The sequence below is a fragment of the Rhizobium azibense genome (genome assembly GCF_004342325.1).
Lineage (GTDB): Bacteria > Pseudomonadota > Alphaproteobacteria > Rhizobiales > Rhizobiaceae > Rhizobium > Rhizobium etli_B.
Window position 1 is genome coordinate 78,708 of the sequence record NZ_SMBJ01000011.1, and the last position, 13,629, is coordinate 92,336.

The following is a 13,629-nucleotide window of genomic DNA, read 5'->3' on the forward strand; positions in this document are numbered from 1 at the left end:
CCCCAGGCTCGCTGACAGGCATCTCCGTCAGGCCGGAGATGCCGCACCGATTCACCCAACCGCTGGAGCGATCGCCATGACGGGCATAGAGAATGGCCTTAATCCGCCACGCACGAGCTTCGGCTCTGCTGCTGCCGATAGCGCGCGCTTCGCCGTCATCGCGCTGATCGCCTTTCTGACACTGGTCGATCTCTTTGCCGCCCAGGCGATCGTGCCCGCGCTCGTCGCGAAATTCGAGGTCAGCCGCGCTGCCATTGGATTCGCCGTCAACGCCAGCACGTTCGGCATGGCCGTAGCGGGGCTCGGCGTCGCCTTCTTCGGCCGCGGGTTCGATCGGCGCAATGGCATCTGGATCAGCCTCGCGCTTCTGTCAATTCCGACGACGGCGCTGGCGTTCACCGACGATCTCTCAATTTTTGCGGCACTTCGTGTCGTTCAGGGCCTGTGCATGTCAACCGCTTTTACACTGACCATGGCCTATCTCTCCGAGCACTTCTCGCCTGCCCAGGCGAGCGGCGCGCTGGCCGCCTATGTCACCGGCAATGTCGCAAGCAATTTTTTCGGCCGCATCGTATCCGCAGCCCTCGCCGGCCTCGGAGGGCTTGAAATCAACTTCCTCACCTTCGCGGCCCTCAATCTCGCCGGTGCGCTGCTCGTCTGGTCGACGCTCAAGAAAACCTCGAAAATGATGCAAACCAGCGAGGACGGCTCGTTCAACATGCGCCGTTGGGCCTATCATTTCGCCGACGGAGAACTCCGCCGCACCTTCGCGATCGGCTTCCTTATCCTGTTCACCTTCATCGGCACCTTCACCTACGTGAATTTCCAGCTTGTGGCCCTCGGCTTGACGCCGATGACGCTTGGCCTCGTCTACCTGGTCTTCCTGCCCTCTATGCTGACGACACCGATGGCAGGAAAGCTCGCCGGCCGCATCGGGGCAAAGCTCGGGATCATCTCGACGCTCGGACTTGCGGTCTTTGGCCTCGCCGCACTCCTGAGTGCCAGATTGCCGTTGGTGTTATCCGGACTGGCGCTGGTGGCGATCGGCACGTTTCTCGCCCAGGCGATCGCCACCGGACTGGTCGGACGGCGAGCGATCACGGACAAGGCAGGGGCCAGCGGAATCTATCTCGCATCCTACTACACGGGCGGTCTCGCGGGCAGTCTCGTGCTTGGTCAGGTTTTTGATCATCTGGGCTGGCGAGCTTCTGTCGGCGTGCTCGTCGCAGCGATGTTTGCGGCGATCGTGATCGCCTTTCCCATCGGCTCAATGTCCGGTCCGTCCCGGCGATAATCTCCAATCATCGAAACCCACATCGAACGGCATTATCCATGCCGAGGATCGCCTGCGACAATGACAAGCGTATCCCACTAACGTCACCAAAGGATGAGGAAATGTTCAGGTTCATCAGTCTATTATTCGCATTCACCTTACTGCTGTCGGCCGCACTCGGCGTGACATGGAGCAGCGTTGCGCAGGCGGGAAAGCGCGAAGGTGTCGTCACGCTCAAAAGCCGATATTCGCTCAGCGAAACGGTCAAGAAGATCAAGGCCGATGTCTCGGCGAAAGGCATCATGCTGTTCGACGACATCGACCAGGCCGAGCTCGGCAACGCTGCCGGCAACAAGGTCCGGCCGTCCCGCCTGATCCTCTTCGGGAATCCTGCCTTGGGCACCACCTTCATCACCGCCAACCCGACTTCCGGTCTGGACTGGCCGGTGCGTGTTCTCATTTATGAGGCGCAGGACGGTTCGGTGAATGTCGCCTACAACGATTTCGACTGGGTTGCCCAACGTCATGGGATCAAAAACCGCAAGAAGGAGTTCCATATGGCGACCGAGGTGATTGAATCCGTCGTTTCATCAGTCCGCAAATGAAGAACCAATACTTGGGCGGGACACCCGCCCAGGTATTTCCACCTACGGTGATGTCGAAGCCGCCTTGAGGGGACGCCGCTTCAATCAGCACATATCTCGCGCGCGGGTCATTCCGTGACATGGCCCTCCATAGAACTGCCTCCATGCGTTCACGCCCTGAGGGTCGCGTTCTGGGTGGAGCGCGAGCTCCCTCTCATGACGGCGATCAAGGGGACGCGGCACCTCTCGCTAAATTAGGAAATGCCGCTGGAAAGTGCGCATGATGAAGTCGACCGACTGATCTGTCGGATGACGAAAATCGTCTTTCATTGGATCAGGGAGAAAAGACGTGATTATTTCGTAAGACGGAAAATAAAAGAACCTCTCATCCTGGGCCGCTTTAGGCTCTCGCATAAGCTCGTCTATGGCGACTCGCAATGAGGCTTTAGACACCGAGTTGGCGGTTATGCATGAAACCGGGCGAAAAGTGGCGGCAAGCGGGACAGGCGACAACGTCACGATGATGGTCGCGTCAGGACGATGAGCCCTTATCAACTCATAGATACGCCTGAGGTTATCAAGGTTTTCGGCCGCACTCATCACCCTGAATCCGTGCCGCTGGGGATCGAAGTCGCGCTTTGGAATAGCACGCCAGAATATTTCGCCGGTGGGCTTGTCGTACCAGACTTCTGAAAGCCCCAGGGTCAGTATGAAAACGTCGGATTTCTCAAAGATTTGTTTCGTCGAATCTCTGACGTCGTCGGAATAATCGCCAGGTACACCCGCCTTGTCATGCCAAAGCTCGATTTTAGGGGCCTTTCCTTCAAATGCCCATTCGAACTGTTGGCGGATAGCCGCCGAGTTCACGATACCTTCCCCACTTCTCACGACGTAAGAATTGAGGTTCATGTCGCGGCCGAATACCTGATAGCCTTCATTGTAGAGGAATTTTGTAACCTCACTGGCAAAGCAGCTACCAAATGCTGTGATATAATGTTCTTTGCTAATCAGGGGGGCGGTTGGTAACCATCCCTTTCCAACATACTCGTCAACAGAACTCAGATTCTTGATCGCCTGCTTGTCGGGATAGAAATTGGTCGTTTCACCGCGATACCAGGTGGCATGAGCGCGCCGCGTCCGTTTTCCCGTCTCATAGAAAATATGGTTCGCGCTCTCTTCTTTCTTCACGAGGCCCAGCGCGCGCTTCACGCGGTAAATGATTGTTTTCTCTGCAGCTGCGGACATAATGTTGAATCCCGATATTCCACTGGTAGATACACCGGTCCCTAGGCGAGGGCTACACCCGACGGAAGAAACCGACTGTCAGTAGCCGCCAGATTCGGCACGAGTTCTTCCCCACAACGATTTTACGCGTTGAACCCCAACTGGCTAAGCCGAGCGTAAAGACCGTCGTCAAGCTTCGCAAGCGCCTCGTGATCGCCCTCTTCGACGACACGGCCCTGCTGCATGACGACGATCTTATCGGCACGCACGACAGTGGAAAGCCGGTGGGCGATGACGACGACGGTGCGGCCGGTCATTGCTTGGTCGAGAGCTTTCTGGACGGCAGCTTCGGATTCGGTGTCGAGGGCGGAGGTTGCCTCATCGAGCAAGAGGATCGGAGCGTTGCGCACTAGCGCGCGGGCAATCGATAGTCGCTGTCGCTGGCCGCCCGACAGCGTCACGCCGTTTTCGCCGACGGGGGTATCGTAGCCGTTGGGCTGCGCCAGGATGAATTCGTGGGCGTAGGCAAGCCGGGCGGCCTCTTCCACCTCGGCGTCCGTCGCATCCGGCCGGCCATATCGGATATTGTTGCGGATCGAACCTTCGAAGAGGTAGGGTTGCTGCGATACATAGGCGAGCTGCTCACGCAGCGACTGTTTGGTGACATGGGCGATGTCCTGCCCGTCGATCAAGATCTCGCCGCCCTTCGGATCATAGAAGCGCGGGATCAGATTCATGATCGTCGATTTTCCGGCGCCGGAAGGGCCGACAAGCGCGGTGGTCTTACCGCCTTCGGCAACGAAGCTAACGCCGTTCAGGACGGTCTCGGTGCCATAAGCAAAGGAGACGTCGCGGAACTCGATCCGTGCCTCGGTCGGCCTCAGCGGCTTGGCATCCGGCAGGTCGCGCTGGCGTGGCTCCATGTCCAGCAGTTCGTAGATCATCCGTGCGTGGACGGCAGCCCGCTCCATCTGCACTTGCAACTTCGCAAGACGGCGCAGCGGATCGTAGAGCAGCAACAGCGCCGTGACGAAAGAGAAAAAGGCACCCGGCGGTACATTGAAGTAGATCGAGCGATAGGCGGCATAGGCAAGTATGCCCGCAAGCATGAGGCCGGCAAAGCTCTCGGTCACGGGTGCGTTGCGTTCAGATAGGCGAGCAAGCTGATTGGATCGATTTTCGACCGCAACGATGACGTCTTCGACCCGCGCCTCCAGCGCGCGCTCCATCGTAAAGGCCTTAACCACGGAAATGCCCTGGATTGTCTCCTGCATGGTTCCGAAGAAAATGCCGTTAAGGCGGATACCTTTTAACGCAACCTCTTTGAGACGACGCGAAAAAAATCTGAGCCCAAAGAGCAGAGCCGGTGCCATCAGCAAAACGACGATGCTTAGCAGCGGATCCTGATAGACCATCACTGCGAGCAGCGAGACGAAGGAGAGCATGTCCCGCGCCGTCGACGTTACCGTCAGATTGAGAACGTCGCGTATGCCGGAGATATTCTGGCTCAGTAACGCAGCGACCTGCCCCGACCGTCGTTCGTCGAAAAATTCAAGCGGAAGCGTCATCAGATGAGCCGCAAGCCGCTTCTGGTAGCGGGCCACGATACTGTTGCTGACCCTCGAAAGCGCAACAGCCTGACCGTAACTTGCAAATCCTCGGATGACGAATGCGGCAAAGAGCGAGAAACAGATCAGCCATACGAGCCTTGCGTCTTTACTGACAAAGGCCTCGTCGACAATGCCTTTCATTGCGTAGGCCGTATAGGCAGTAGAAAGCGCGACCGCAGCGAGGCAGGCAATTGCGAAGCTATAGCCAGGGATATGGTCCCGGAAATTTTCGGAAACCACCCGCTTCAATATCTCAAGAGTGCGGACGTTCGGTTTTGCTAGAGACATGAGCGCTCGTATGAATTTCCCGCCGGCTCAGCCAAGCGGTGGGGTCGAGCTGGCGTCTTACTGGCCAATGACCGGAAAGTCGAGTATTCATCGCGCCTGATAAAACGGCGCGACTGCCAGGAGGCGTTCGGCTGATCATCTTTGCACAGCCATCAGATTCATGTAAACGCTGCGGCAGAACGCGACTGCCATTAACTTTAGAATGGGGTCGGGCAGCAGATTGACGTCACGCTGCTGTCACGAGATCACGTGGCCGTTCGCTTGCTGGCAGCCTGCTAGCGTTTGCCGCCTCGCAAGATCGCCAGGCACGAAAAACGCCGCAGGATCCTGATCTGATCTCCTGAAAGACAATCACTATGCGAGAGACGGTTCCATGACAGATCAGGACTTAGATCAGTTCTGCTTCAATCTCCGTAGTGTCATCGCTGGAAGGAGGGTCTCGCTGGTCGGCAATGCAGCGTCACTGCTCACCACTCGCTTCGGTCAGCAAATCGACGATGGATGCGTCGTCAGAATAAATTCCGGAGTGCCAATCCGGCCAGCGGCCCAGGGTCGGAGGATCGACATCCATTGTTTCAGCACAAGATCAAGCTTCCTTTACAACATGGGTCGCGCATCCTGGCGTGTGCGACTTAAGAGGCGCTATTTTGACGGTGTCTTCTCCGTCTGGATGAGCGCGATGGAACGCGAACTGTGCGAAGACCCACAGCAGGCCTTCTATCCTATCGCATTGCTGGACGATTTGACGGCTCGGCTAGGTGCGTCTCCCTCGATGGGCTCAAGAGCCCTTCACATGCTAACCGAATTGACGGAGGCCGAAATCTGGATGTTCGGCTTCGATTTCAAGGAGAGCGTGAGCTACTATCGCCGGAAGGACAACCGCGGCCCGCATGACTGGGCTGCGGAACGAGATTACACCTACTCTCTGGTCCGTGAAGGTCGCGTCGTCCTGATGCGCTGAGCCGTCGTCGCCGCTTCAATCGATACCGCTAGCGGAATCGGATGCTTTTCACCGGACGTCCGACAGAAACCGCCGTACGTTGGCCCCGAGCGCAACCCGCACTCCTCGCTGCTCGGCAGCAGAAATATAGCGTCCAATCACCTTCTTTTCCCGGACCGGATCATGCACGTATGACGCCGCCGCCCACGCGCGTGCCTCATCGGCTGTCGCGACCGCGTCGTTGTAGCCGACAAGATAAGGCGTCTGAAAGAACGTGAAGCCGTGGATGGCGACTTCTTTGCACTGTGCGCTTAGAAAAAACAAAATTGCACTGGCGCCGACCGTCGGTTGAAATCCGCCCAGCTCGCGCCGCACATTCTCGCAAAAGCGAGTTGAAGGCACCATCAATGCGGGGCCTTGAAAGTCCTGGAGTTCCTCGCGCTTCTTGTACAAGCGAGATTTACTGCCTTTGAAGCCCCAGTGAGGAAACACTAAGAAGCGAACGCCGTGCTCTCGCAGTAAAGATGCCGGAATTGCGCCCGCGCTTCTCTCACCGTGCTCTACGAGATTATGAAAAAGCACATCGGTCCGCGAGCCTAGAATGGACGGGTTTTTTCGAGCAAGTGCTATGCCGTTGTTCAGTCGGACGATCACATCATAACCGTCAACAACCACGTTCTCGAGATCCTCGACAACCGTCTGTGCGGGGCCAATAATTATGACCTTTTTTCCAGCGAAGGCCGACGCATTCAGTGACTGTATTCGCCACGGGTTAAGCGGAGAAGCGGTAATTTTAAATCTCATCCACCGTTGGATTATATCCAAGGTGCGGCCAGTTTGCCTGAGTAGTCTCACGAATGCTTCTCTGGTCACGCCCATTCATCCAAAATAGGGCTGCGCAGCTTTGACTGTGCTCGATCTCGATAATCGGCAATCTTGCTGACAATTTCTGCGCGTCGCTCGACGGCCTCCTTTACGATCTCGACATTCAGATACGCGAGGTTCGATATTTTCAGCGGCAATGCTGCATCATTGACCACTGCCAGAACTTTCGACCGGTCAGTCAAAGGCAATACGGGTACACCCGCAAATGAAGCGAGGATGAGCCCGTGAAGCCGGTTCGTAATGACGACGTCACTAGCCTTCATTTCGGCTACGGTATCCTGCCAGGTTAGAGGAGCAAGAAACTGTGCTCCGTGGGCCTCGGCGCTCGGCTTTTGAACCGCAAAGTCCTCGCTTTCGCACGTTGTCAGGAGTGCAATCGAAATCCCGTGCGAGCGCAGACGTTGAAGCGCCCCGCTGATTGCAACTGCCTCCTGACTCGTTACTACGAGCAGCACCCGTAACGGTTTACCACGAGATGCGGCCTCTACTCTCTTTCCAATCTCAGCTAGCGAAAAGACACAGTCGGCACCGAGCACAGCATCGAGACCAAGCTCCTTGAGCATAGCTTCGGATGTGCTGTCGCGTGCGATGAGCGGGGCTTGAATGTGCGAAAAGTCGGCAGCTAAACCGCTCCGGGTGTTCACCTTCCAAAGCGATGAAGAGACCGAGACGGGATAGGAAAAGATTCGATCGGTGTGTGCAGCCATAGCTCTTAGCGTGGCGAACATGGATACTCCCGAGTTCTCGCCCGTCCACTGCGCTCCGCCGGCAATATAGACTCCTTCATATCGCGAAAAAGTTTCCGCGTCGGAAGTCGCGTTTCTCGCCAAGGATCTGATCCTCGAAGCTTGGTAACGCTGCCGCAAGCGAAATAATCTCGCTATTTTGACCCTTAGCCGCTGGAAACGATGATTGTCGGTGAACGTCGTTCCTGCAAGTTCAAACGGCGGGGCAACTTTCCTAAAGGCCGCGAGTCTGGCGCGATCTACGGATACAAATCCTTGGGAATAGACATGGACAGGGTGCCCTGAACGCTTTCGTTCCAGATCGACGAGCATCGCATGCAATATTGCGAAGTCGCCTAAATTACCTTTAAGGTTGGCGAAAACGATCGCGACGGGAGCTTTCATGCTGTGCTTTCTTCGGTTTCGTTCAGTTTTGCGTGGCGTTGCATGTGCCGAGAGGCGCTGTCAAGATTCGTCGGGAGCGGAGTTTTGTTTTGATTGACGCAGTTGTTACTTGGGTCGATGGGGATGATCCTGCCCATGTTGCAAAAAGGGCGGTTTTTCAACCAAAAGCAATACATTCTATGGCTACCGCCTCGACACGCTTTGCGCATCGCGGCGAGATTAAATACTGCGTGTGGTCAATCTTGCGCTTCTGTCCTTTTATACGACGCGTATTTGTCGTCACTGACGACCAAAAACCTGACGCTCTGGAAAGCCTTGTAGCTGCGAACCCCGACTGGGCAAGTCGAATCGAAATTGTCAGTCACCGTTCAATTTACGGAGAGCATGACGATTTGCTCCCGGTTTTCAGCTCACGCTCAGTTGAGACGATGCTCTATCGCATTCCGGATCTCGCCGAACAGTTTATCTATCTCAATGATGACATTTTCATTGGACGCAGCTTAACAGCTGACTACTTTTTTCGAGACGGCAGGCCTGTGCTAAGGGGCCAGCTAAGGCGTTTTCCCAACAACTCAACCACGTGGTTTAAGGCCCTTTTTCGTCGTGGTCCGAAGCGAGCAGGCTTCAAGGAGGCCCAGCAAATGGCTGCGCGCTTGGCAGGGCGAACCGATGATTATCTCCTTGCGGGACATCACCCTCACGCCATGCGAAGATCGACGATGGCCGCTTTCCTGGAGCAAGACGTTACAGCGCTGCGGGCTCAGGCTGGTTATCGTTTTCGCAGTCCCGCGCAATTTTCCCCAATCGGCCTTGCAAACAATCTGGAACTGGATAGCTCCTTCGTGGAGGAGCCTGCCGACTTTGGCTTTATCAAGCCTCCTCGAAATAAACGGGCGTCGGCTAAAATCGCTGCTACGATGCGCGCTCTGGTCCGCGGTGAGCTTGCGTGTATCTGTGTGCAGAGCCTCGACGCAATGACCGAAGAGGACAGTCGCGTTGTCTTCTCGGGCTTAGAAGAGTGGTTCAGCCTGTCACGCTAGTCTCGGGGATGAGCTCGCGCATCATCCTCCTACGAAAATCCTGTGAGTCGCCATCGAGCGTGGGCGAGTAGGATCCCTCGATGTCGGGACTTTTCAACCGCTTCAAAAGCGTGTGGGAGCCAAAGCGTTCTGCCGCTTCCCGTCGGCATGCGTTAATATAGTGGATGCGGCCCTCATCATCGCTCGCGAGTCTTTCGATGAGCCCTGCCACCTGATGTGGCTCGCAATAAAGCGCCAGATCACCGAACGTGGGTTCGAATGCAGGAGGAAGGATTACAGGAAGTCCCGAAAGTACGGCCTCGATTATCGTTCGCCCAAAAGCTTCGTCTCTGGTTCGTGCCGGGAAGTTTACAAACACATCAAGTTGCGAAAGGTAGTCTGCAACGCCCATCGTTCCGAACGGCTCGACCTCCCAGTTGGAGGGCAAAGCGCCTAACCGTTTTCTAACCGTTTCTGCTCCGCCCATGATTTTTACGACAATATCACTGCGGCAAGGGTAGGCAGCCCGAAGTTCCTCCGCATCTTCGAGCCATTTTCCGTCGTGGTCCCGGCCATGGCGTCCGATGACGACGGGGGCAGTCAGGTGCCTCCGCGGCGCAAAGGAGAAATCCTCAATTTTGAAAGCCGGTGGCCAATCGATCGGCGCCAATAAGTCCGGGCAAGCAGATTTCGAAAGGGCCTTCCTGGCTTCTTCGCGGATAATCGGGCTGATTGGATAGACACTCGAATGCGGAACTCCAATCCTTGCGGCGCGACGATTCAGCGCCTGCCAGTTGAACAGCGGTTTCCCATTCTCGCTCCACGCGGAATTGTTCACGACATACAAAGCCCGTTCGGCATCGATCCTCTTCATCAGATTGCGGAAAACCGGCGTCATAACCATGCGAGGGCCACGGGCGATAAGGGTTTGGCACTTGATGTGTTTGACGTTATGCGCGGGAACGATTTCGTCCATGAAGGGAAGGAAGCGTTCAGCCACCCAATTGCGTTTCCAAAGCGACCGTTTGACTGGGCAATGTACTATGATCGTGGTCAGTCCAGCGGCGGAAAACGCCTCGAGCTCAGTGACAGTGGTTGAGGCGTTTCCACCGACGAAGGCGCAATTCGTCACGATACAGACATCGACCGAAAAAGTATCCCCTTGTCTAAAGTTCGAGGCTTCGACGACGCCGATAGGAGGGGGCTCAATCCATCTGGCGAACAATCGGCTTGATGAAGGGTATCGAGGCATCGGCAGTTCCAGTTAACGTGCTGCCCCATAACATAGAGCAGCGTTTAAATCGAGCAGGCATTCCCCAGGTACCATTCCGTTCGACGCTTCGGGATCGCTGAACGCTGCAGGTTAAGAAATCTCGACAGGCAACCGTTGCCGCGTGATCGCCACCAGGGCACACGATGTAATTCGTGCCAACAGCCACCTTTTAACAGCGGTATCGTTGGCCGACAGCCACGTGCCATTTAGAGATGAGTGTCGCTGCGGCGGTCCTATCGAACCGGCAAGAGAACGGATTGCAATCTGAGGGACTGCGTATTATCTGGAGGCAAAACTTAGAGAGATTCAATGAATATTTTGGCGCTGAACTGGCTCAGCAATAACATTGGCGACGACGTTCAGACGGTGGCTGTGATGCAGCATTTGCCGCGCGTTGACGCCTTCATCGACCGAGATCACCTCAACACATACGATGGCCCCCAAGCCATCCTGGTCACAAATGGCTGGTTTCTAGAAGAACTCGATAACTGGCCACCGAGCGAAGCGATTAAACCCATCTTCTTTGGCTTCCACGTACAGAAGCGAGCCAAGCCGACTATTGCCCGGCATGCAGCCTACTTAAAAAAGCATGAGCCCATCGGATGCCGCGATAGCGGCACGGTAGAATTCATCCGGAGTTTAGGAGTTGAAGCGTACCTTTCGCTTTGTGCCACATTGACGTTCGATGCGCCTGCCGAGCGAAAGCCTGATTCGATTTACCTTGTTGAGGCAGATCTCAGCGACTTAACGCCGAACTTTCGTAATAATCACGGGTTCAAACTGAAAACCGTCAGCCATCGGGTGCCAGAGACACCGACGGATGTACGTCTCAGGTTTGCACGCGAGATTATCGAAACTTACGGCCGTAGAGCGGCGCTGATAGTCACCAAGCGCATTCACTGCGCAATGCCCTGTGTCGCTATGGGCATTCCAACCGTCTTCATCGGTCCCAAGACGAATCGCACTGCAATAGTTGAAGAGATCGGACTTCAGCGGCGTTCAAAGTGGCATCCTATCAATCACCCGTTTGCAAGTAGGGTTGCTGAGATACCGCCAGCATTGAATATTGATGGCATCAAAGCGCAAATCCGTCAGGACTTGCGAAGCAGGATCGCTGCAGCCCTGGCCTAGTCTAGCGCTGTCGCCAGCCCCGCAATGAAATCGCGCTTAACACGCTTACTCCCTCCAGTGATCCGCTACCCAGCGCGTCGGACGGATAAAATGCCGAAGATGCGCGAAGAACGTGTCCCGCTTCTGCCGTTTGCTCTTGTTGAAGCTTGCCATAAGATGTCCGACCAGATTGTCGGCGCCGCGCTCGTGGTATTTCCCGCTTATCGCCTGCTCTGGGCGAAGACCGCGGGGGAAGATGACGACTTTCGCGCTGTGGGGGAGCCGCGGTGCAAGGAAGTAATTGAGCGGCCAAGAACGCCGGCAATCTTGACGAAAGTGCAGAACCCACTCGCGCGGGAAGAACTTCGGACCATCCGGAACGTTTTTGGTTACGAAGCGCTGCTCAAACCGGTACTCATCGGCAATCACCTGTGGTGCCGCCTTAAATTTCTCTTGCAGCGGCGCGAGCTTGCCCACCGGAAATCGAAACAGCGATGTCTGACCCAGCTTTTCAAACGGCGTGGTCTGATTGCGCGCCATGACGACGTCATCGGGCCTGCCAACCTCAAAAAACGGATCGAGCGACGCAACAATCACAAGGTCCAGATCGAGAAACAAGACTGGGCCGCGGAGGGACCCTAAAGTTTCTCCCCAAAGCCTAGCCTTGTTCCAGATCCCTGGGGATTTCTCTGGCATTTTCGCGACGTCTAATGGTGGTAAGTCCTCGCAAAGAACCTCAGGCCGAATGCCATCGCGCTTATCCGTGAAACATGTGAACGTAAACGGCGGAGTTATATTTCTCGCAACCATGGCATAAAGGCGATTGATATAGGGAGGGCCGAACTTCGTACCCCAGTTTATGCAGATCACCTGTTTCGTGCCTGCCGCAGGTAGCGCCTCGCTCACAGCCATTTCCTCCGCCATTCCTTTTTTAAATCCCAATGCTCCAAGCCGTTTGCAAAGATCTCGCGCATGCCAGCAGACACAAAATAGCACGTAGCCATTGTTTCCATTGTCAGATGCCGCCTATTGTGACGTGTTGTCTCGAACGACATTGTTGCCGCCCCTGCTAACGATCAGATCGCGACCACCACCGACGATCCTGTTTCCTTCGACATTGTTGTTGTCAGCAAAGTCTGCATTGCTTGCGCTGCTGCCAAATGGATAGGCCGGATCGGTAAAGCAATAGTCCTTGCCGCCGTTACGGGATCCCAGCCAAACTGCCGGTTGCTTTCGGCCAGAAGAATAACGAAACGTGTTTTGCGTTATTTGATTGAATTCCGGTTTCTGGTGGCGAATAACGCCGCCTTCTCCGCAATTGCGATAGACGAATATTCCGCCATTGTCGGAGTTTTCGAACGTATTACGGGAAATCGTATTTCTTGCAGAACCATCGATAGCTATCAACTCACGCTTGTCCGTTTTGATGCTGAAGACGTTTCCCGAGATCGTGTTGCGGGCTGACTCGGCGTCAAGATATACGGCAACGGCGGTGCTGCGACCTGATATTTGAGACGATATCAAAGCCGCTCCTGTTACGCCCGGCCCCACATAGAACGGTATGCCACCGGGTGCTTCGATCCGAACTTTCTCAAATCTCACGTTGGCCGGCGCCGCGGCCTGGGAATAAGTGGTGTGATCAGGCTTGAGCGAAGAAGCCTTCATGACTTCTCCGTTCGCATTTTCTCCGAGACCGTAAATCCTGACAAATCCTCTGATCCGGCAGTTACGAATGGTGACATTGCGCGGAGCATCCCACTGCCCCGACGCAATCCGCGTCGAGCGAACGACGATCCCTGTCTTCTGCATCCGTGAACTACCGGAACTGACGTCGATCAGCCCCCCGCCACAATCAAGTACTGCGTTTGAAGCGGAACTTCCTTCGAAGATCAACTGACGGGTCACGACGTCGCGCGAAGACAGCTGGATATTGCACCGCAAGGAAACCGGCTCTGAACCAGGGGCCCTTATTTTGGAGATCGTCTCCTGTCCGCACGGTGTGCTTTGCCCAGCGTCTTCGCTTGGTGGCGAGGTGTCGGTGGGAGGCTCCTCGACCGGAGTTAGTGGCCCGGTGTTTTCGTCATCAGGCGACGGCACGGAGGGGTCCGGCGGTCGCTGAGGATGCGGCCTCTGATATCCAAGATCGGGCTGCAAAAATGAGCTGTCAATATAGGGCGCTCCGCCCTGGCAGCCGACCAGCAAGGCGAGGCCCGTTGACATTATGACAGCTTTCGTCTTGTCGAGTATCATTCTATCTCCGTTGCCCCACGTCACGCGAATCTTCACCCGACTT

The 13,629-nt window shown here is 55.7% G+C and carries 12 protein-coding genes; 5 read left to right on the forward strand and 7 right to left on the reverse strand.

Features of this window, described 5'->3' with window-relative positions; translation table 11 throughout:
• Window positions 1-76 precede the first annotated feature (76 nt).
• A complete protein-coding gene (locus EV130_RS25275) occupies window positions 77-1,294 on the forward strand; it encodes an MFS transporter (RefSeq protein ID WP_132661956.1) in 1,218 nt (405 codons plus the stop codon).
• 101 nt (window positions 1,295-1,395) lie between these two features.
• A complete protein-coding gene (locus EV130_RS25280; RefSeq protein ID WP_132661958.1) occupies window positions 1,396-1,878 on the forward strand; it encodes a DUF302 domain-containing protein in 483 nt (160 codons plus the stop codon).
• A gap of 228 nt (window positions 1,879-2,106) precedes the next feature.
• On the opposite strand, the gene EV130_RS25285 is transcribed toward EV130_RS25280, so the two are convergent.
• Together EV130_RS25285 and EV130_RS25290 are read right to left on the reverse strand one after the other, a co-directional pair.
• Complete coding sequence (locus EV130_RS25285; protein WP_132661960.1) at window positions 2,107-3,102, reverse strand: GSCFA domain-containing protein; 996 nt, start codon at window positions 3,100-3,102, stop codon at window positions 2,107-2,109.
• Window positions 3,103-3,224: 122 nt separating this feature from the next.
• Window positions 3,225-4,979: an ABC transporter ATP-binding protein gene (locus EV130_RS25290; protein ID WP_132661962.1), complete on the reverse strand. Its 1,755-nt coding sequence runs from the start codon at window positions 4,977-4,979 to the stop codon at window positions 3,225-3,227.
• A 679-nt stretch (window positions 4,980-5,658) separates the two neighbouring features.
• On the opposite strand from EV130_RS25290, the gene EV130_RS25295 reads away from it, so the two are divergent.
• Window positions 5,659-5,940, forward strand: a complete 282-nt coding sequence (locus EV130_RS25295; RefSeq protein ID WP_074062157.1) for a hypothetical protein — start codon at window positions 5,659-5,661, stop codon at window positions 5,938-5,940.
• Window positions 5,941-5,988: 48 nt separating this feature from the next.
• Here the strand turns inward: EV130_RS25295 and EV130_RS25300 are convergent, their stop codons facing one another.
• Window positions 5,989-6,723: a glycosyltransferase family 29 protein gene (locus EV130_RS25300; RefSeq protein WP_165918570.1), complete on the reverse strand. Its 735-nt coding sequence runs from the start codon at window positions 6,721-6,723 to the stop codon at window positions 5,989-5,991.
• Between the two features lie 65 nt (window positions 6,724-6,788).
• Window positions 6,789-7,934: a polysaccharide pyruvyl transferase family protein gene (locus EV130_RS25305; protein WP_132661966.1), complete on the reverse strand. Its 1,146-nt coding sequence runs from the start codon at window positions 7,932-7,934 to the stop codon at window positions 6,789-6,791.
• Window positions 7,935-8,023: 89 nt separating this feature from the next.
• Between EV130_RS25305 and EV130_RS25310 the strand changes: the two genes are divergently transcribed.
• On the forward strand, window positions 8,024-8,974 hold the full coding sequence (locus EV130_RS25310; protein ID WP_132661968.1) for a stealth family protein: 951 nt from the start codon (window positions 8,024-8,026) through the stop codon (window positions 8,972-8,974).
• Here the strand turns inward: EV130_RS25310 and EV130_RS25315 are convergent.
• The gene (locus EV130_RS25315; RefSeq protein ID WP_132661970.1) at window positions 8,958-9,953 is read right to left on the reverse strand and encodes a glycosyltransferase; all 996 of its coding nucleotides are present in this window, start codon (window positions 9,951-9,953) and stop codon (window positions 8,958-8,960) included. The two genes, EV130_RS25310 and EV130_RS25315, sit on opposite strands and share 17 nt — an antisense overlap.
• Before the next feature lie 582 nt (window positions 9,954-10,535).
• Between EV130_RS25315 and EV130_RS25320 the strand changes: the two genes are divergently transcribed.
• The gene (locus EV130_RS25320; RefSeq protein WP_132553848.1) at window positions 10,536-11,357 is read left to right on the forward strand and encodes a polysaccharide pyruvyl transferase family protein; all 822 of its coding nucleotides are present in this window, start codon (window positions 10,536-10,538) and stop codon (window positions 11,355-11,357) included.
• Between the two features lie 45 nt (window positions 11,358-11,402).
• Here EV130_RS25320 and EV130_RS25325 read toward each other — a convergent pair whose 3' ends face one another.
• Window positions 11,403-12,260, reverse strand: coding sequence for a glycosyl transferase (locus EV130_RS25325; protein ID WP_245520105.1), 858 nt, complete (start codon window positions 12,258-12,260; stop codon window positions 11,403-11,405).
• A 102-nt stretch (window positions 12,261-12,362) separates the two neighbouring features.
• On the reverse strand, window positions 12,363-13,586 hold the full coding sequence (locus EV130_RS25330) for a right-handed parallel beta-helix repeat-containing protein (protein WP_245520106.1): 1,224 nt from the start codon (window positions 13,584-13,586) through the stop codon (window positions 12,363-12,365).
• Window positions 13,587-13,629: the final 43 nt, after the last annotated feature.

What these genes read in the sequence shown, in the direction of transcription:
- EV130_RS25285 (WP_132661960.1), bottom strand. Translation starts at nt 3,102, where the DNA reads ATGTCCGCAGCTGCAGAGAAAACAATCATTTACCGCGTGAAGCGCGCG.
- EV130_RS25280 (WP_132661958.1), top strand. Translation starts at nt 1,396, where the DNA reads ATGTTCAGGTTCATCAGTCTATTATTCGCATTCACCTTACTGCTGTCG.
- EV130_RS25325 (WP_245520105.1), bottom strand. Translation starts at nt 12,260, where the DNA reads ATGGCGGAGGAAATGGCTGTGAGCGAGGCGCTACCTGCGGCAGGCACG.
- EV130_RS25275 (WP_132661956.1), top strand. Translation starts at nt 77, where the DNA reads ATGACGGGCATAGAGAATGGCCTTAATCCGCCACGCACGAGCTTCGGC.
- EV130_RS25300 (WP_165918570.1), bottom strand. Translation starts at nt 6,723, where the DNA reads ATGAGATTTAAAATTACCGCTTCTCCGCTTAACCCGTGGCGAATACAG.
- EV130_RS25295 (WP_074062157.1), top strand. Translation starts at nt 5,659, where the DNA reads ATGGAACGCGAACTGTGCGAAGACCCACAGCAGGCCTTCTATCCTATC.
- EV130_RS25330 (WP_245520106.1), bottom strand. Translation starts at nt 13,586, where the DNA reads ATGATACTCGACAAGACGAAAGCTGTCATAATGTCAACGGGCCTCGCC.
- EV130_RS25320 (WP_132553848.1), top strand. Translation starts at nt 10,536, where the DNA reads ATGAATATTTTGGCGCTGAACTGGCTCAGCAATAACATTGGCGACGAC.
- EV130_RS25290 (WP_132661962.1), bottom strand. Translation starts at nt 4,979, where the DNA reads ATGTCTCTAGCAAAACCGAACGTCCGCACTCTTGAGATATTGAAGCGG.
- EV130_RS25305 (WP_132661966.1), bottom strand. Translation starts at nt 7,934, where the DNA reads ATGAAAGCTCCCGTCGCGATCGTTTTCGCCAACCTTAAAGGTAATTTA.